The sequence below is a fragment of the Paenibacillus arenosi genome, from assembly GCF_014841135.1.
In the GTDB taxonomy this organism is placed as follows: Bacteria; Bacillota; Bacilli; order Paenibacillales; family Paenibacillaceae; genus Paenibacillus_B; species Paenibacillus_B arenosi.
Genome location: NZ_JACYTN010000003.1, coordinates 196,970 through 214,294, shown reverse-complemented (window position 1 = coordinate 214,294; position 17,325 = coordinate 196,970). Strand labels below are relative to the sequence as shown.

The window sequence follows — 17,325 nt, the reverse complement described above, 5'->3', positions numbered from 1 at the left end:
AATGACATTTTACAGAAGGAGACAGGATGACTATATGGTAGATCAGCAGCTTGGAGCACTGCATCAACGTTCAAGAAAGCTAGCATTTCTAATGACACTGCTGCTCGGTGTTATTTTGTTTGGTGTGGGCTTACTCCTAAACGTATCACTCGGCACTTCCGATATTTCCGTATCCACCGTTATTCAGGCTCTTTTTTTTATAGACCATTCTAAAGATAGCCTTATTGTTCAGCAAATCCGCCTGCCAAGAGTACTTGTAGCCGTATTTATCGGCGCCAATCTTGCTGTAGCAGGTGCAATTATGCAAGCCATCACGCGTAACCCTCTTGCCAACCCGCAAGTATTTGGTGTAAATGCAGGCGCGTCACTTATCGTCGTTTCATCAACTGTATTGCTCCCTCAACTTACTCAGCAGCAGCTTGTATATTCTGCATTTTTAGGGGCAGCGCTTGGCGGGCTGATTGTCTACTACATTAGTGATGGCGGCAATGCCAGACCTGCCTATTTAGCTATTGCAGGAATGACGGTGCATTTTTTCTTATCCTCCCTTACACAGGGACTTATTATGTTCAATGAAAATACGACTGACAGCGTCCTTTATTGGCTTGTCGGCGCCATCGAGAATCGGAACTGGAATCATCTTAAAATACTGCTGCCATGGTCTATAATTGGACTGGTGGGCGCTTTTCTTCTATCCCGCTCCCTTACGATGTTAAGCATGGGCGATGATATGGCGCGCAGCCTGGGAGCTCGAGTCGGTTTCATTCGGGGCTTCGGAGGATTGCTCGTCATCATATTGGCAGGCTGCTCAGTAGCGGTTGCAGGACCTATTGGCTTCGTTGGACTGCTTGTCCCACATATTGTTCGCTTGATGGTCGGTTCCGATTATCGCTACGTACTGCCCTGCTCTGCTCTATTCGGTGCTGTGCTGCTTATTTATGCCGATATCATTTCCCGATACATCGCATACCCTTACGAATCACCGATAGGTATTGTAACAGCTATGCTGGGAACTCCATTTTTCTTGTATTTAGCTTATAAAGGTGGAAAGAGCCATGAGTAAACGCACTATATCAGACAAACCTGCTCATCAAAAAACAATTGTCGTCTTTTCCCTTTGTGCTGCCCTACTCATCATTGCTGTGATCAGTTTAGCTGTCGGAGCTGTGTTTATCCCTTTAGATCAGGTAGTATTAACCCTATTTGGTCAACACACAGAGGGTAGCTTTATTGTTGAAAAATATCGTGCACCTCGCGTGGTGCTATCTTTACTTGTCGGGGCTGGATTAGCGATATCAGGATCTATATTGCAAGGCGTACTCCGCAACCCATTAGCTTCACCCGATGTGATAGGCATTACGAAAGGGGCTGGACTAGCCGCGTCGATCACGATTATTTTATTGCCTGCGGCCCCCATTATCGCTCTGCCGATTGCCGCATTCACAGGAGCTGCGATTGTCGCTGTATTGTTATTTATATTTGTATATAAGCGCGGAGCAAAACCAACTACACTGGCGTTGACAGGTATTGCACTTGGAGCTATGTGCGATGCTGGTATTCAATATTTAATGGTAAAACATCCTGTAGACGTTAATGCAGCACTCATCTGGTTAACCGGAAGTGTATGGGGACGTGGCTGGGATGATGTCATGACGGTATTGCCGTGGCTGCTACTGCTCATTCCACTAGCTTTTACGACAGCCCGCAAGCTGGATGTGCTAAGTTTAGGTGATGAAATGGCAGCAGGACTAGGAGAGCATGTACAACGCTTACGGTTAATGTTGGTAGCGATAGCTGTTGCACTGGCAGGCGCATCTGTTGCGGTAGTCGGGTCTATTGGCTTCGTTGGGCTCATTGCACCACATATTGCTAGACAGCTGGTAGGAGCCAAACACGACGTTCTACTACCAGTGTCTGCCCTTATTGGTGCAATCTTAGTTATGAGTGCCGACACCCTAGGCAGAGCAATACTTCCACCGGTAGAACTGCCAGCAGGCTTAATTACAGCCGCTATCGGCGCTCCATACTTCTTATATCTATTACGTCGTCAGCGACGAGTACGATAATTAGTAATATCGACAGCAGGATTGCCGTTTCCTATTCCTGCAACGAACGTGCCACTGCTGTCGATAACCTACTAGTTACTAGCATTCGTTACTTCTTCCCATGGGAAACCGCCTCCTGATGTATTGGCAGCCTCTACATGAACCGAAAAGGAAAAGAATATAACACACGCTAGAACTACTAAAACGGCACTTCGTTTTTTCACAGTATGATCCTCCACTCGTTATACAGAGCACACTCGCTCATAAAATTGTTCTATTTCTATTATGGTTGAAACATCTTTGAATTGAGTATCTTGCCGCAATAGCTTAAATAATAAGCGCATGCATTGTCGCTCATTTTGAACATCATTAATTCGTGCATAGGTCAATGCACTTTGCATATAGCTGTTAGCTGCATCTTCTAGTTGATTGGTCTTTACAAAATAATCTCCTTTGAGTCTATAGAAGCTAGCTACCTCATTAAACTCCATCGGTGTCGTATATGAAATACCCAGAATGGTTTCTTCCATAGATAGAAGCCGACCGGCTTCCTCTACATCATCCATACTCAAATATAGCGCTATATATTCCGTTACAACATGTACAATAAAATCCTTACTGCACGTTTGTAAACATTGATCAAATTGCGTAATAGCCCGCTCCACATCACCCCTCTTAGCATGAAGCATCGCCTCTAGCAATTTATCGTTATCAGCGGCCCTTGTATGTTCATATGCCTGATATTTTTCCATATACTGCTCAGATCGTTCATAATCGTTCAAATAGAAATAAGAGAACCGTAGAATACCAATCGCGTGTATATACAATTTGCTCTCTTTATCATCCTCTTGAATGATTACCGTACAAAAATCCACACAATCCTGATATAAGCGCAGCGTAAAAGCATGAACGGCCAACTTATAGTACACTTCTATTCGCTCTTGCTTCGATAAAAGATCAACATAGTTCAAAATATACTTACCAAATTGATAGGTTTCCTGTAGATTACTGAAATCATTTCTTTCAATACAATATTGTTGATACAGTCCTTTAGCGATGTAAACCATGATGCCATGACTTCGTGAGTATTTTACGATAAGCGTGTACAAGAGAAGCTTTAACGAGGTGTCGTGTAAAGAAGCGGTAGTTGTAAATAGTTGCTCAACCAAATCATAACTGTCTTCTTGTTCCGTTTCGAGAAACTTGGTTGCGATTTTGCGAATGATGGAGTTCGACTGGGAGCTTGCTATAGCCTCTTCCAGCAGGCTCCACAACACGGAAGCCCGTCGCTCTACTTCCATATAGCATTCCACATATTCATCAAATGGGATATCCAGCAGAGATGCAATCAAGGCTATTGTCTTGAAATCTGGCCTTTTCACTTCTCTATTCTCAATCTTTGAAATGGTCCCTTTATTGATATTTGCTCTTCTGGCAAGCTCCGAAAGGGTTAGGTTAGACTTTAGCCTATATTGTTGAATCAAGTCAGCTAATGACAGTACGGTCATACTGGATCACTCTACCTCCCTTTAGCAAATTGCGCACATTGAGTAATCAATTATGCCTATGCCACGATTCTATAAGAAAGTAGGCAAACGATAAACGTTATACCATACCTAATACATCCTTTTTTTGCTAATTTTTAGAGTACCATGTTTTTGCAAATCTCGCAACCAACTCACATATATAGCAGGCATTGTCGAATTGTTGTTCATGGCACTACTGCACTACAATTGCCACTATGAACACAAGAATGCGTGCTGCATTTAATTGAATGAAATTTTTGACCACTAAGCCAAATGTCCGTTCTTTCGAGCAGTCCTGCATAAATACAGTTATCCGCTTGCGAAGTGGAACAATTGTCAACAGGACAGGCAAGACGATCAGCGGATGGATGCCAAGTACGAACAGCACAATCAGATCAAGATAGGAGAAATAATAAGCATTACGGAACAGAGTAAGCGCAGACTCCTTGCCAATATAAACAGGCAATGTATAACGTTTATTCTCGATATCCTCATCTTTATCGCAAATGTTGTTGGCCAGCATAATGTTGCCGATCGTCAAAACTGTTGGAATAGAGATTAGAAACACGAGCAGAATCTCTTTCACATTAATGTCCAAATAAACATGCCCATTCTCCCAAATGATACCCGCCAGTTGAGCAGGTTCTACATGTACATAAGCAGAGATAAAGATGATAACGGAGCCCATAAACAGTCCTGAGAACAGCTCACCAAGGGGCATTCGAGAAATGGGAATCGGACCTAGTGAATACCAAAAACCAACGAGGAAGGAAAGGCCTCCTAACAGTAGAACTAACAGATTTGTCTTCAGAAACAACGTAAAGCCTGCCATTATAGCTATCGATAACAATATGTAGATAAGTAAAAGAACACTCCGCTCGCTCAGCTGATGCCGGACGATTGCATTATGCACTTCATAGCCGTAGCCGTTCCGCTTCACGGCCTTTTTATAGTCACCATAATTGTTAATAGCCGTCGTAGCCATGTCAAATGCCAGTAGTGAAGCGAGCATCAGCAAAAAATGATCGATTTGGAATTGTTCAAATCGATACAAGGCATATAAGCTTCCTATTGCAAATGGAATCATACTCGCGGCCTTCGTTCTTAGTTCTACTACTTGTAAAAAGCTTTGAAACGTCATAGTACTACCCCTCTTTTGTAATCGTCATACCAATAAATACAGCGATTGTATAAGAAAACAGGAGGTACCGACTAGGATATTTATCACAAATTTTATCTATTTCTATGATGTAAAAAAACAAAGACACTCGCCCCCGACGTAGGAACGAATGTCTTGATTAAATGCGTACTATAAGATATACAACTTATTTAAACACTTTAAGACGGCTATCTAGCGGCTGGAATGCTTTCTCACCTGCTGTAACGGTTGGCTTACCAAATGGCATTTGTCCTGTTAGCTTCCATGTAGATGGAATGTTCCATTCCTCAGCAATTCCAGCGTCTATAAGTGGGTTGTAATGCTGCAGCGTTGCTCCGAAACCTTCTGCATCTAATAACGTCCATACAACAAATTGAAGCATACCGCTAGATTGTTGCGACCAGATTGGGAAGTTGTCACTGTATAGAGCAAACTGTTCTTGCAGCCCTTTAACAACCGTCTCATCCTCAAAGAAGAGAACTGTACCATAACCACTACGGAAAGCGTCCATTTTCTCTTTTGTCGGTGTAAAGTTCTCAGCGGGAACGACTTTGCGCAGCGCATCCTCTGTCAAATTCCACAGCTTATCATGCTGCTCTCCAAGCAATACAACAACACGCGCGCTTTGAGAATTAAATGCGGATGGTGTATGTTGTACCGCTTCAGCAACCAACTCTTCAATGCGTGTATCCGATACGACATGGTCCTTGCTAATTCCATAAATGCTGCGTCTTTCCTTCAATGCTTTCAATAGATCTTTGCTCATTTTAATATTCTCCTCTGCTTGTAAATTTCTCTTCAAATAAAAATATGTTTTTTATATATACTTACTTTTATATAGCCTTGTTTCACTTTCTTTATTATATCTCTATAATAAATAATGTAAATTACGCACTTTGAAGATATAAAGTATCTTAAAAGATACTTATAGGGGGATAGGCATGGAGAAGAAAAATCCTGATCTATGCAAAGTCGATAATACGCTTCATATTTTGATTGGAAAATGGAAGCCCCTCATCATCATGCACTTGATGTTTGGTGGTACGAAGCGCTTCAGTGATCTCCAACGTGCTCTTACAGGTATTACTACGAAAACATTGACTACACAGCTGCGAGAATTGGAAGAACAAGAAATCATCCTGCGCGTCGTATACCCGGTAGTTCCCCCACGCGTGGAATACTCGATTACGGAATATGGGATGACACTTCAGCCTGTTCTTCATCTCATGCATGAATGGGGAAATGCCCATCTCGAACGACAGCTGAACAAAGATCAGTCTACCTTTAACAACAACCAATAAACGCAAAACAGCCTTGGCTCGGTTGAATCCCGAACTAAGGCTGTTTTTTCTAACGCTATAGCTATGCATACGCCTATAGCGTGGACGGATACGTATTACTGAGGGTTTGTCGTCCAAATTCCTGCTGTTTTCACGAATACACGCGCAGGAAGCTTCAATGTAGCAAGTGCAAGTTCAGCAACATCTTCAGGCTGCATCATGCGATCCTCGTCACCAATTTTAAGGCCAGCATTTGTTGCTAGCTCTGTATTTACCGTACTTGGTGTAAGAGCTGTAACGCGGATGTTGAACTTACGCACTTCTTGCATAAGCGCTTCTGTCATCCCCATAACCGCGAACTTGGACGCATTATAAGCAGAACCTGTCGCGAAGCCGCGCTCACCAGCTGTAGAAGCAACGTTAATGATATTACCGCTGTTTTGGCCGATCATATGAGGGAGCACTGCACGAGTTACATAGTACGTACCCATCAAGTTAACTTGAATAATACGCTCCCATTCTTTTGGATCCATATCCACAAGCGTACCGAACGTAGCAGTACCTGCGTTATTGATGAGGATATCTACTTGGCCCAGCTCTCCTACGAGCGCAGCAACCGCTTGATCAACCGATTCTTGGTTCGCAATGTCTGCCGACACGATGCTTACACGGATACCGTACTGTTCTTGAAGCTCAGCTTGAAGTTTCTCCAAATCCGCACTTGTACGAGCGATAAGTCCAAGATTCGTGCCTTCCTTAGCAAGTGCGTGAGCAATCGCTTTGCCGATCCCTTTACCTGCACCTGTAATAAGAGCTACTTTATTTTTAAATTCCATCATTATTCTCTCCTTCTGACTCTGATGCCTATACTCGATGTTGTTGTCCTGCTCTATGAAATACGATTCCGAATGCTTCTATGTTGAAGTGTAGCCACAGTGCTATGCTTGACTGGAAACGACCATTTCATACTTATTTAATGAAGCTCCGAGCATGTACTGCTTCGATTCTCCACCACCGCGATGGGATTCACGGAAAGATTCGCTCGACGTCCAATTGCGGAAAGACTCTTCATTTTCCCACAAGGTACATACTTTAAGCTCTTCTTCCCCTTCCTTACCTTCGCCAAGCCATACTTCCAATCGTATAAAGCCAGGCATCTGCTGTACACCTCGCCCTGCAGCAAAGCGTTCTGCCACCTGTTTTCCATGTCCCGCCATGATTCGAATAGTGTTCGTTACGACAAACATCGCTTCTCCTCCTATACAATCTAATACTTGCATGAACAAGTGCACGTTAGCTTACCTCATTTATTATAGTAGAAACAAGCCCTTAGTACCAATCCTCGCCTGAAGATGGATGCCATTGTTAGATAGTTCCGTATCTTCAAAAGTAAAAAGGTCTGCACGTATACAAATGAGCTTCCTTTGCAGGCTTCTCACTTCATACGTGCAGACCTCGTAGTTATTTGTTCCTTACCTTTATTTATGAATGATGCGCTGTTGCTTCATTGTTAGGGACAACTTTCTCCTTCGACATGAACCAGCCAGCTACAGCGATAGTAATCATGACACCCCAGAAGATAAGCTTCCATACTGGGTCTTTCGGGAATGTCTTCGCCAATACACCGATATCAGGGTGTGAAAGCGTAGATACTGTCAACTTCACGCCTACCCATCCTACGATAAGGAATGCAGCTGTTTCCAAGCCAGGGCGCTTTAGAAGCAATGTCGTGAAATAAGATGCTGCGAAACGCATGATGACAAGTCCGATGATACCGCCTGCCAAAATAACGAGGAAGTGTCCACCATCCATGCCGCCAATTGGAGGCAAGCTCGTCGTCGGCAATGTAATCGCAAGCGCTACTGCCGCCAAGATTGCATCAACCGCGAACGCAAGGTCTGCCAACTCTACTTTTAATACCGTAACCCAGAAGTTCTCTTGCTTTTCCTTTACGTCCTTCTGATGACTGTCTTTCTTAAGCACGTACCTCTTCACCATGAAGCTTATCGATATAAAGAGAAGATACGCTGCGCCTATCGCTTGTACTTGCCACACATTTGCCAAGTAGGAAATGACGAACAAGGAACCGAAGCGGAATACAAACGCTCCAGCCAAGCCGTAGAAGAGCGCCTTCTTTCTCTCTTTCTCAGGCAAGTGTTTAACCATAATTGAAATAACGAGTGCATTATCCGCTGCTAAAATACCTTCGAGCGCGATGAGTACGAGCAATACCCAGCCGTACTGTAACAACAAACCAACATCCATTGTAACTCCTCCTTTGTCAATCATACATGTATTAGATGTAACCAATGTGAAGGCATATAAAAACCTCCACCCCGTTCATACGGCGGTGAAGGCAGCACACGTACGTATTCCAAGAGGATACGCCTTCACCGATTGGCAAAGGTCTCGCAACAACGTCCAACGTTGTGAATAAAGCCGGAGACCCTAAGGTCACGTAATGACGACTTTATTACGGAGCTACTCCCCTTTACTATTACGAGTATTATATCACGGGATTAAAAAATGGAAAACATGAAAATCAACTGTTTATATCGATAATTAGGAGAAATACAACAATTAATAGCTATAACAGTATATATACTCTATTTCTCTTTTGTTTTCTTCTATATAATTTATATTTCTCCAATTTTTTATCTCAATTATAGGGATTGTGACCTGTATCAACCCATGCTACGATGGGTATAATCTTTTCCTAATGTAAACAATGTGAGGACTGTCTATGATGACTTCTATGAATAGTAGCCATACTACGCCTACAAATAAATGTAATGAACTCGGCAAGGCATTTTCCAATATGCTGCTGCTTGATCGCACCCATGAAATTGAGGAGCCTGATTCACTCTACTCCTTTGCGCTGGACGAGCTGCTATGCCGCCATACGGGGGAGGGTGGACCGCCAATTTGCCATCTATGGCGGCATCCAGCGGCATTTATTATGGGCTTGCGCGATAGCCGTCTGCCGCAGGCAGCTGAGGCGGAGCGCTGGTTACAGGGACAAGGCATGTCTACTGCCGTGCGCCATTCTGGCGGAGCAGCGGTTCCGCTCGATCTTGGTGTCGTGAACGTTTCGCTCATTCTGCCGAAGGCGGATTTGAGCGATCGTCATTTCCACGACGATTTTGAGCGGATGTACAAGCTGATTCAGCTTGCGCTGCAAGCGCAGGGCGAGCGAGTCGCTAAAGGCGAGATCGCAGGGGCTTTTTGCCCGGGCGATTACGACCTGAGTATCGACGGGCTGAAGTTTTGCGGCATCGCGCAGCGGCGACAGACGAAGGCCTTTATCGTCCAAGCCTTCGTGATCGCCGCCGGCTCGGGGCAGTCGCGCGCCCAATTGGTGCGCGACTTCTACGACCGAGCCGCTGTTAGCGGTGCTACGCCGTCCGACCACCCACTGGTGGTAGCGGACAGCACCGCGAGCTTGGCCGAGCTCACTGGGCTCGGCCCGGATGCCGCGCAAGCGTTCACGGACGCGGTGAAACGCGTCATCCGTGAACAGCAATCTCCACAGGCGATTGCCGATGCGGCATCCACTTTCCATCTCCCCGAACCTGCGCAAGTTCGGGAGATGGCTCTAAAGCTGCGCAGCCGCTACGCGATTCAATCGTAGCGGTTGTAGCAGCAACCCAGTCTCTTATTCGAACAACAGCATGGAGTTCGAACAAGAGAACTTTTAAAAAGAAAAAAGGGTAACTTCGAAGCTCATTTTCCATTAAACGAAGTGATCTAGCATTTAATAAAAAGGATACTCAGCTCAGCAAAAAAACATAAAAAAACAAAATGTAAAAAGATCGGCTTTCATGTTGAAGATCACCGAAGATCCAAGTAAACTAATGTCACGGTTCCAATTCATGATTTGAGCATGATGTTGAGGAAGACCGACCCTATTATTTGTTATTTCCGGTACGTACTTTTACAACATTATTGATTCATCAAATTTTGAGGAGGAACGAACGTGGAAAACAATCAAGTCATGGATATTTTGCTGCAAATTAAGACTCAAGTGGAAGGTCTGCATTCTACTGTAGGTACCATTGAAACTCAAGTAGGTAATATCCAAACTAAGGTAGGCACCATTGAAACTAAAATAGATACCATCGAAACTAAAGTTGATGGCCTGGAATCCAGAATGAACGGCATGGAGTCGCGAATGGACCGCATGGAGTTCAAAATGACCAATATAGAGTCAAGAATGGACAACATCGAATCCACAATGACCAATATGGAGTCAAGAATAGACAACATCGAATCCAAAGTGACTAATATAGAGTCAAGAATGGATAACATCGAATCCAAAGTGACTAATATAGAGTCAAGAATAGACAACATCGAATCCAAAGTGACTAATATAGAGTCAAGAATGGATAACATCGAATCCAAAGTGACTAATATAGAGTCAAGAATAGACAGCATCGAATCCAAAGTGACTAATATGGAGCTAGACATTACTGTAATCAAAGAAACTACAAATCGTATTGAACAGCAGCAGCAAGAGGATGTGCTTGCACTCTTGAAAGTAGTTGATTCCAATGTGACCGAAATCAACGAGCGGCAAGAGGAAACCGACCATGTGATTGATGTGTTAAGTGCCAGAACGACCAGACTCCAAGCGAAGACTGAGCATTTGTCCAACCTTGATAATTAATGCAAGCACAAAGCCCGAGGACATTGTTTACAACACTTCACCATGATTAACCAATCAACTCTAACAAACTTACTAATTACTACTTCATCCAATAACCATATACTTATGAAACTATAAAAGTAAAAATAGCCATCCTCTTACAATATCCCGCACATACTACGCGATACTTACAAAGAGGATGGCTATTTCATTTGCATATCTAAAATATACAGCTAAAAACTAAGACGAGCTACTCTCTGTACTGGACTGTACGGTTTCCTTACCAAGTACTGCACGTCGCAACGGGCTAAAGCCTCCATACGTCCCCGCACGCCACAGCCATTCCAGCGGACCCATGTTGTAACGACGTAGCCACCAGCGGCTAAATAATATTTGTAACGACACCACAACAAGAGCAAATATTGCCCCCGTCCACAGAGGAGCATCCCCAGCATCTTGCCAAATGAAGTGCAGTACCCCCATCGTGATGATGGTTTGCATCAAATAGTTGGTAAATGCCATCCGACCTAATGCAGACAACCCTTGGAAAGGTTTCACCCCATAACGTACCACGAGCCGCAGCAATGTACACACATAGAACACCGCTAATGCTTTCCCTGTTACATGCGTATAGAACGTTACGTCCGAAGGTTGATACGCACTTGGGCTAGACATAAACACTTGCACCATAGGAATAAACAACAACCCTGTTAAAATAAGTGCGCTCCACTGCACCATTCGTATGTTCTTTCTCTGCTCTTCACGAGGCTGGAACCAGCCTTGACGTGCTGCAAACATCCCTATCAAGGCACAGCTTACGATATCAAGCAGCATTAACAAGCTATTCGGCAAGCCAATTGTAAGGAAGAAAGTCAACCTCTCACTCATATTGGGTACATGCGGCAGAAGTACACTCACATCGGCATATTGATCAGCAGGTATGAACGCCGTCAATGCTAGTAAGCCGTTGAATATACTCAACATAACCAAGCTCCAGACGATGAGCGTCTTTGATGAACGCTTATAAAAAAGGAGTAGCAACAAACCCGCCAATGCGTACGTATTTAGAATGTCCCCAATCCATAGCAGCACGACATGAGCAACGCCTACTACGAATAGAAGGAATAGACGTCTGCTCATCAGCTTATTTGCAGATAGCCCCCGATTCTCTGCACTTTTCATAAAGAGATGGAAACCCGCTCCGAATAAAAAGGCAAAGATCGTATAAAACTTCGTTTGAATAAATAAGTCATACAACCATCTTACTACCGCATCTGAGCCAAATGCCGTATCATAAAATAAAACACCGCTACCAACCATCTCTGGAAAGTTAACGATAAAAATACCGATAATCGCAAATCCCCGGATAATATCCATCGTATCGATCCGCTTACTTTTCTGTATTTGCGTGGACAATGTATCTCCTCCTCACTTAAGATGCATAACAACCTATCCTGCCACTATATTTCATCAAAAAGACAAAAATAAAGCCATCTATTATTAAATTTCAATTAACCTATTGCGAACAAGTAGAAAAAGATGGAATATAAAAGATGTAAGGTGACCAACTTAATAGGAAGGGTGATTATATGAGAAAAGGTTCGTTATTCGGTCCACTCATGATGTCCATCGCTTTACTAGGTAGTGTATTATGGCCACATGGCCCAAGCACAGCTGCTCCTAGTATTCCACAGGCTACCTTGAATACCACTTCACCTGAGCTACATGCCGTACCGGATCATCTTCAGCAGGACAAGCTTCAACTTCATCAAGCTCAACAAGCATCATCCACACCTACGATAGCATCTACATTAACGACAGAACCCCCACTAGCTACTACGAATCCAACACCATCTGCCATACACAACAATCCAAACACTGCAATTCCTGTTGTCACTTCCGTTGTCTATTCCGATACAATCGCTGAAGCGAACGGTCAACGCTGGTATACGTTCCAAACGACCAATCCTGGAAAGCTAACCGTCTATTTGCAAACCGTACAAAATACAGCTGTCGATTACAACTTGCACTTATTCCGCTTGGATACGACTACTTATAACTTAGTTGAACAAGAAATCTCCTCCTATGGTCCAAATACAAACGAGCTATTAAGCCGCATTGCTCCAGCTGGCATCTATTATGTAGCTGTTAACGCACAAACAGGCTTCGATGCAGTCAATCCTTATTTGTTTACGATTCAAGAGTCTCCTGTCTATGATAGCGCCGAGCCTGATGACAACGTCTGGAAAGCTAAACCGCTTACCAATGGCATCAATGTAAACCAAACAATCGATAACTTATTTGACGAGGATTGGATCAAACTTACCGTCACAGCGCAGAAGTCATTCCGCCTCAAGTTTAACAATACGGCCCCTAATACGAATTACCAAGCTCAAATATTCAATCAGAACTTGCAATCTATAGGAACGATTAATCAAAATACGAATCAGGATCTCATCGCCAATTTGGCAGCAGGTACTTATTATGTTCGTGTGCAATCCTTATCTGGCTTTGATGCTACAAAAACATACAACTTAGCCATTACCGAGTTTAAGGCACCTACGAGCGTAACTATTTCTCACATTAGCACAATATCCGATATCAATGCTGGACAACGCATTAATTATGGGTATGGCTCGAAATGGAGATTTAAAAATTCCATAACGATTTCAGGTACTGCTTATGATGCTTCTGGCGCACCTGCCTTCAACGCGCCTATCACCGTCGCTTTCCAGACCGTCATCAATAATAAAGTTTATCAAGCAAGTACAACTACAGGCCCGAGTGGTGCCTTTACAGTTACAATTAACGGCGTACAACCAGCTGCTGGGCAATACAGCTCACCTGTGACGGTATCCACACACTACTTTGATATTATCCCGCTTGGCGTCTACTACAACGGAAACTCGTTAAACTCAAATGATACCTCCCTTTACCATTGGGCGTACTCTATTTGGACGGGCTAAGCTAATTTCATCCTACACTTACACTGCATACTAAATCATACGAGATAAGGTCTTGGCTATTCCTTGTGTACAAGGGATATTCAAGACCTTTCTTTTCTTAAAATGACGTCTATCCCCATCATTCCATGCATACGATGACTTGTACACTTTGTACCACTTATTGTAGGAGATGGGAAGTGATCGTTATGAACGCATTTCTAACCTATGTATTTCTTGGCATTTCACTATCAGCCCCGATTGGTCCCGTAAATGCTGCACAGCTTGAGCGCGGCGCAAAATACGGCTTCCTACACGCTTGGCTTGTCGGCCTAGGCGCGATGGTAGCAGATCTCATCTTTATGCTGCTTATTTATTTTGGGGTTGCTCACTTTCTCACTACACCGTTTATGCAAACCTTTCTGTGGTCCTTCGGCTTCTTTGTCCTTATGTATACCGGTATTGAGACCCTTATGAACGTAAAGCAACAGCAGCATGCACTGCAATACCGCAGCGCTGAGCCAGCTTCTAAGTCATTTCTATCGGGGTTTCTAATGGCAATCGCCAGCCCTCTCAGCATACTGTTCTGGCTAGGTATTTATGGTGCTGTATTAGCTAAAACCGTGGAATCACAAGGTGTAGGGCACATTTTATTTTATAGCGCGGGAATCTTCGTCGGCATTTTATTATGGGACTTTATTATGGCAGGATTCGCCAGTACGTTGTATCGATATGGAAGCTCACTGGTATTGCAAATCATTTCCCTGCTATCCGGACTATCCCTTATTGGCTTTGGGATTTATTTCGGTATAGAAGCAATCATGTCTATATTCGGATAAACAGCAGAGAGACCCCCTTTTCTGCAACTGTTCATCGGGACAGTCACCCAGTTCCTCTCCACTCCATAAGATGTAGCAAAAAAGTGGAGGTGGAACGATGTCTGTTCCAACACTGCTCACGAAGAGCTGGATCGAAGCTAATCTATTGGAACTGCCCCGATGGCAGCAGCATGCATACCACAACTTCGTAGAGATGGTTGCTGACAAGGAGAACACATATCCGTGTGTGCCTGCGAGACTAGGATTTCTAGCAGATAGCTTGCGATTCGGCTTCGTTGATGATGCAAGAACCGAGCATGCACCTGCCCATTTGGCCTCTCTATTGCAGCAGTATGGAGAGTGCTGCCGAGAAACAGGTCCGTACGCCTCCTTAGTCGTTCTGTTCGATACCCCTGAAGATTCGGTCGGGCGTTCTACGATTGAACAGTATGAAGAACTATTTTGGTCTTTATTAAGCCGTGTTAGCAGTTATGATGCTAAGGATTGGCCAGACCATATCGCCAAGGACCCTGCTCAGCCAAGTTGGGAATTTTGCTTTGATGGGGAGCCCTATTTCGCGTTCTGCGCGACACCAGCTCATGTCCTACGCCGCAGCCGTTGGTTCTCCCACTTCATCCTTGCGTTCCAACCCCGTTGGGTATTTGAGAGCATTAACGCCTCTACTCCTCTTGGCATCAGCCTGAAGAAAGCTATACGCAAGCGACTAGCTGATTATGACGAGATCCCTATTCACTCATCCTTGCAATGGTACGGGCAAGAGGGAAATTTGGAATGGAAACAATATTTTTTACGAGACCAAGATGAACTACCTTCAAAATGTCCCTTTTCTTACATGAAAAATTTATTTAAAAAAATACGCTCTTAAAGTCGCGCAAGAGTGGATGAAACGTTGAAATGGCATAATGCTCTGAGATCCGTTCACATCTCGATCTCTAGAGCATTATGCCACTAATGCGCTCCATCTCGTTTCCACCGCTGATGCATCATAAACGTAACCCCTCCGATAGCCGCAAAGAACAGCAAGCTGACAAACAGCCCCGGCCTGCTCGACTCGTCCCACACGGTGCCTACGACTGCAAGTCCAATTAGCAGCAGGGCAATAATGGCCTGCATTTTCCCCCACCAATTCAGGGGTATAAGCTTCAAGTAAGAGAGAACCACACTTGCCCACGTATACATTAGTACAAGACCGCCTGCGGTCGTAATATGTTCGAAAATACGCTTTGGTATAAAGTAGGCAAGTACGATGGAAACGATGGTACCCGCACAAGTGACACCTAACGCGGAAAGTGGGAAATCACGCTTCCCTTTTTGAGCGGACAGCCCTCGCGGGGCATCACCGTCTTCTGCCAAAGTGACTAACACAATGGTAACGGCATACAACGAAGCGGCAACGGATGAAAAACCTGCAACAATAAGCACGCCATTAAACATATTTACGATAATGGGCATTCCCCCATGTCTTAGGGCACTAATAAACGGACTTTCCGATACAGGAAGCTGCTCCAATGGCACCCACAATAAGACAAGAGCAATAGCAGCCAGATAAAGCACAATAGTAGTGGCCAACATGACTCCGCCTGCCTTCGATGCCTCCTCGGGGTGTTCTAATTCAGCTGCCATCAGGCCCATTACTTCAATGCCTGCAAAAGCATAGAAAGCATAAATAAATGCCTTCCACATCCCCATTACGCCTGATGAAAAGAAGCGCTGCGTAAGCTGCTCATAGGAAATTGCAGGACTCGTTCCTTTGAACAAGCCAAATACTACACCCACTCCAATAATAATAAACATGACGAGCGCCGCTAGCTTGACGATAGCTAGTACACTTTGCGTTGCTTCCAGCACTTTTATGCCAAAGAAAATCACCACCATCCCCAACAACGCATAGCCAGCTGCAAACATCCATAGTGGTATGCTAGGGAACCACAACTGTGAAAACAGTCCAAGCGCCATCAAAGAGCTGCCCAAAATAAGCATTTCTGAGGACCAATATAACCATCCGCTGCCAAAGCCAGCCCATCGCCCGAATGCAAGTTTGGCATACGTTCGAAAAGAACCTTTAGCAGGCTCCTTAGCAGTTAGCTTCGCTAGTGCCTGCAAGACAAAGTAAGTGCCAATTGCAGCAAGTAGCAGCAATACCAAGATCGCATAACCGCTTTTTTGGATCGCTATGCTCGTACCTAAAAAGAATCCCGTTCCTAATGTACAACCGATGCCGAACAAGGATAGTCGCCACCAAGGCATTTTAGCACTTGATGATTCAGATGAACGTTGTCTCCGATTGTGATGATGCTTCGTATTGGCCATTCTGCTTATCCCTTCCATATCCGATAGATCTTACTATGGTCTTGAGGAAGGAGCTTTATGTAACTCACAAATAGAAAAAGCCAGACACAGCCTTTCGCACATCCATGCGATTGACCCATCCAGCTTAATAACGCGCTCTTGCTTGATATTTTCTTATAATCTGATTGACGACTTCAGAGAAGACAAGGCCAATCGCGATGGAACCTGACAGCATAAATGCTTTAATCGTCAATTCAATAGCCAATGTGTAGTTATTTTCCACCATTTTTCTCATCGCATCGTAGGCTACCCCTCCAGGTACGAGCGGAATGATACCGGCTACGCTGTAAACGATGATAGGCACCTTGTACAACCTTGCGAACAACTGACTGACGACAGCAACGAGGAACGAGGCCGCTAATGTAGCTGGAATGACATCAATGCCCATATTGATACTAAGAACAATATATACGCACCAGCCGGCCATACCAACGAAACCACATTGCAGCAGCGTTCTGCGCGGTACGTTAAAGATAATGCCAAACCCAGCCGTAGAAATAAAGCTTGTAATCAAATGCTCCGTGAGCATGGAAATCCTAC

At 44.2% G+C, this 17,325-nt stretch carries 18 protein-coding genes; 8 read left to right on the top strand and 10 right to left on the bottom strand.

The window, feature by feature from the left end; genetic code table 11:
- The first annotated feature begins 34 nt into the window (after window positions 1-34).
- Both IFO66_RS06955 and IFO66_RS06950 read left to right on the top strand, forming a co-directional pair.
- Window positions 35-1,063, top strand: coding sequence for a FecCD family ABC transporter permease (locus IFO66_RS06955; RefSeq protein ID WP_225445588.1), 1,029 nt, complete (start codon window positions 35-37; stop codon window positions 1,061-1,063).
- Window positions 1,056-2,066 carry a FecCD family ABC transporter permease gene (locus IFO66_RS06950; protein ID WP_192024438.1) on the top strand — a complete coding sequence of 337 codons (1,011 nt, stop codon included), beginning with the start codon at window positions 1,056-1,058 and terminating at the stop codon, window positions 2,064-2,066. Before IFO66_RS06955 ends, IFO66_RS06950 begins: the two co-directional genes overlap by 8 nt.
- A 71-nt stretch (window positions 2,067-2,137) precedes the next feature.
- Here IFO66_RS06950 and IFO66_RS24070 read toward each other — a convergent pair whose 3' ends face one another.
- The 4 genes from IFO66_RS24070 to IFO66_RS06935 all read right to left on the bottom strand — a co-directional run bounded on the left by IFO66_RS24070 (window position 2,138) and on the right by IFO66_RS06935 (window position 5,496).
- On the bottom strand, window positions 2,138-2,269 hold the full coding sequence (locus IFO66_RS24070; RefSeq protein ID WP_273015120.1) for a hypothetical protein: 132 nt from the start codon (window positions 2,267-2,269) through the stop codon (window positions 2,138-2,140).
- Window positions 2,270-2,287: 18 nt separating this feature from the next.
- The gene (locus tag IFO66_RS06945) at window positions 2,288-3,553 is read right to left on the bottom strand and encodes a helix-turn-helix domain-containing protein (protein ID WP_192024437.1); all 1,266 of its coding nucleotides are present in this window, start codon (window positions 3,551-3,553) and stop codon (window positions 2,288-2,290) included.
- Window positions 3,554-3,764: 211 nt separating this feature from the next.
- A complete protein-coding gene (locus IFO66_RS06940) occupies window positions 3,765-4,712 on the bottom strand; it encodes a 1,4-dihydroxy-2-naphthoate polyprenyltransferase (protein WP_192024436.1) in 948 nt (315 codons plus the stop codon).
- A gap of 184 nt (window positions 4,713-4,896) precedes the next feature.
- On the bottom strand, window positions 4,897-5,496 hold the full coding sequence (locus IFO66_RS06935; protein ID WP_192024435.1) for a nitroreductase family protein: 600 nt from the start codon (window positions 5,494-5,496) through the stop codon (window positions 4,897-4,899).
- A gap of 175 nt (window positions 5,497-5,671) precedes the next feature.
- Here IFO66_RS06935 and IFO66_RS06930 point away from each other — a divergent pair, with 175 nt between their 5' ends.
- A complete protein-coding gene (locus IFO66_RS06930) occupies window positions 5,672-6,031 on the top strand; it encodes a winged helix-turn-helix transcriptional regulator (protein ID WP_192024434.1) in 360 nt (119 codons plus the stop codon).
- Window positions 6,032-6,126: 95 nt separating this feature from the next.
- Here IFO66_RS06930 and IFO66_RS06925 read toward each other — a convergent pair whose 3' ends face one another.
- From IFO66_RS06925 to IFO66_RS06915, 3 genes are all read right to left on the bottom strand, one after another.
- Window positions 6,127-6,846: a 3-ketoacyl-ACP reductase gene (locus tag IFO66_RS06925; RefSeq protein WP_192024668.1), complete on the bottom strand. Its 720-nt coding sequence runs from the start codon at window positions 6,844-6,846 to the stop codon at window positions 6,127-6,129.
- Window positions 6,847-6,948: 102 nt separating this feature from the next.
- Complete coding sequence (locus IFO66_RS06920) at window positions 6,949-7,257, bottom strand: antibiotic biosynthesis monooxygenase (protein WP_192024433.1); 309 nt, start codon at window positions 7,255-7,257, stop codon at window positions 6,949-6,951.
- Window positions 7,258-7,492: 235 nt separating this feature from the next.
- On the bottom strand, window positions 7,493-8,275 hold the full coding sequence (locus tag IFO66_RS06915; RefSeq protein WP_028593979.1) for a TerC family protein: 783 nt from the start codon (window positions 8,273-8,275) through the stop codon (window positions 7,493-7,495).
- 553 nt (window positions 8,276-8,828) lie between these two features.
- On the opposite strand from IFO66_RS06915, the gene IFO66_RS06910 reads away from it, so the two are divergent.
- On the top strand, window positions 8,829-9,641 hold the full coding sequence (locus IFO66_RS06910) for a lipoate--protein ligase family protein (RefSeq protein ID WP_225445587.1): 813 nt from the start codon (window positions 8,829-8,831) through the stop codon (window positions 9,639-9,641).
- A gap of 345 nt (window positions 9,642-9,986) precedes the next feature.
- Complete coding sequence (locus IFO66_RS06905) at window positions 9,987-10,676, top strand: tropomyosin (protein ID WP_192024432.1); 690 nt, start codon at window positions 9,987-9,989, stop codon at window positions 10,674-10,676.
- A 219-nt stretch (window positions 10,677-10,895) separates the two neighbouring features.
- Here IFO66_RS06905 and IFO66_RS06900 read toward each other — a convergent pair whose 3' ends face one another.
- Entirely contained in the window at window positions 10,896-12,071 is a 1,176-nt protein-coding gene (locus tag IFO66_RS06900) for a DUF418 domain-containing protein (protein WP_192024431.1), read from the bottom strand.
- Between the two features lie 173 nt (window positions 12,072-12,244).
- On the opposite strand from IFO66_RS06900, the gene IFO66_RS06895 reads away from it, so the two are divergent.
- The 3 genes from IFO66_RS06895 (at window position 12,245) to IFO66_RS06885 (ending at window position 15,301) form a co-directional block, all read left to right on the top strand.
- The gene (locus IFO66_RS06895) at window positions 12,245-13,621 is read left to right on the top strand and encodes a carboxypeptidase-like regulatory domain-containing protein (protein WP_192024430.1); all 1,377 of its coding nucleotides are present in this window, start codon (window positions 12,245-12,247) and stop codon (window positions 13,619-13,621) included.
- A 185-nt stretch (window positions 13,622-13,806) separates the two neighbouring features.
- Window positions 13,807-14,436: a LysE family transporter gene (locus tag IFO66_RS06890; RefSeq protein ID WP_192024666.1), complete on the top strand. Its 630-nt coding sequence runs from the start codon at window positions 13,807-13,809 to the stop codon at window positions 14,434-14,436.
- Window positions 14,437-14,533: 97 nt separating this feature from the next.
- Window positions 14,534-15,301, top strand: a complete 768-nt coding sequence (locus IFO66_RS06885) for a YqcI/YcgG family protein (RefSeq protein ID WP_192024429.1) — start codon at window positions 14,534-14,536, stop codon at window positions 15,299-15,301.
- An 83-nt stretch (window positions 15,302-15,384) separates the two neighbouring features.
- On the opposite strand, the gene IFO66_RS06880 is transcribed toward IFO66_RS06885, so the two are convergent.
- A complete protein-coding gene (locus tag IFO66_RS06880; RefSeq protein ID WP_420488652.1) occupies window positions 15,385-16,746 on the bottom strand; it encodes an amino acid permease in 1,362 nt (453 codons plus the stop codon).
- A 124-nt stretch (window positions 16,747-16,870) separates the two neighbouring features.
- Window positions 16,871-17,314 (bottom strand): threonine/serine exporter family protein, encoded by a 444-nt coding sequence (locus IFO66_RS06875; protein WP_192024428.1) that lies wholly within the window; start codon window positions 17,312-17,314, stop codon window positions 16,871-16,873.
- Window positions 17,315-17,325 lie beyond the last annotated feature (11 nt).

Excerpts from the sequence above, each read along its gene's own strand:
- IFO66_RS06910 (WP_225445587.1), top strand. The coding sequence starts at position 8,829 with ATGCTGCTGCTTGATCGCACCCATGAAATTGAGGAGCCTGATTCACTC.
- IFO66_RS06875 (WP_192024428.1), bottom strand. The coding sequence starts at position 17,314 with ATGCTCACGGAGCATTTGATTACAAGCTTTATTTCTACGGCTGGGTTT.
- IFO66_RS06945 (WP_192024437.1), bottom strand. The coding sequence starts at position 3,553 with ATGACCGTACTGTCATTAGCTGACTTGATTCAACAATATAGGCTAAAG.
- IFO66_RS06915 (WP_028593979.1), bottom strand. The coding sequence starts at position 8,275 with ATGGATGTTGGTTTGTTGTTACAGTACGGCTGGGTATTGCTCGTACTC.
- IFO66_RS06925 (WP_192024668.1), bottom strand. The coding sequence starts at position 6,846 with ATGGAATTTAAAAATAAAGTAGCTCTTATTACAGGTGCAGGTAAAGGG.
- IFO66_RS06950 (WP_192024438.1), top strand. The coding sequence starts at position 1,056 with ATGAGTAAACGCACTATATCAGACAAACCTGCTCATCAAAAAACAATT.
- IFO66_RS06930 (WP_192024434.1), top strand. The coding sequence starts at position 5,672 with ATGGAGAAGAAAAATCCTGATCTATGCAAAGTCGATAATACGCTTCAT.
- IFO66_RS06940 (WP_192024436.1), bottom strand. The coding sequence starts at position 4,712 with ATGACGTTTCAAAGCTTTTTACAAGTAGTAGAACTAAGAACGAAGGCC.
- IFO66_RS06955 (WP_225445588.1), top strand. The coding sequence starts at position 35 with ATGGTAGATCAGCAGCTTGGAGCACTGCATCAACGTTCAAGAAAGCTA.
- IFO66_RS06885 (WP_192024429.1), top strand. The coding sequence starts at position 14,534 with ATGTCTGTTCCAACACTGCTCACGAAGAGCTGGATCGAAGCTAATCTA.
- IFO66_RS06895 (WP_192024430.1), top strand. The coding sequence starts at position 12,245 with ATGAGAAAAGGTTCGTTATTCGGTCCACTCATGATGTCCATCGCTTTA.
- IFO66_RS06935 (WP_192024435.1), bottom strand. The coding sequence starts at position 5,496 with ATGAGCAAAGATCTATTGAAAGCATTGAAGGAAAGACGCAGCATTTAT.
- IFO66_RS06880 (WP_420488652.1), bottom strand. The coding sequence starts at position 16,746 with ATGGCCAATACGAAGCATCATCACAATCGGAGACAACGTTCATCTGAA.
- IFO66_RS06890 (WP_192024666.1), top strand. The coding sequence starts at position 13,807 with ATGAACGCATTTCTAACCTATGTATTTCTTGGCATTTCACTATCAGCC.
- IFO66_RS06920 (WP_192024433.1), bottom strand. The coding sequence starts at position 7,257 with ATGTTTGTCGTAACGAACACTATTCGAATCATGGCGGGACATGGAAAA.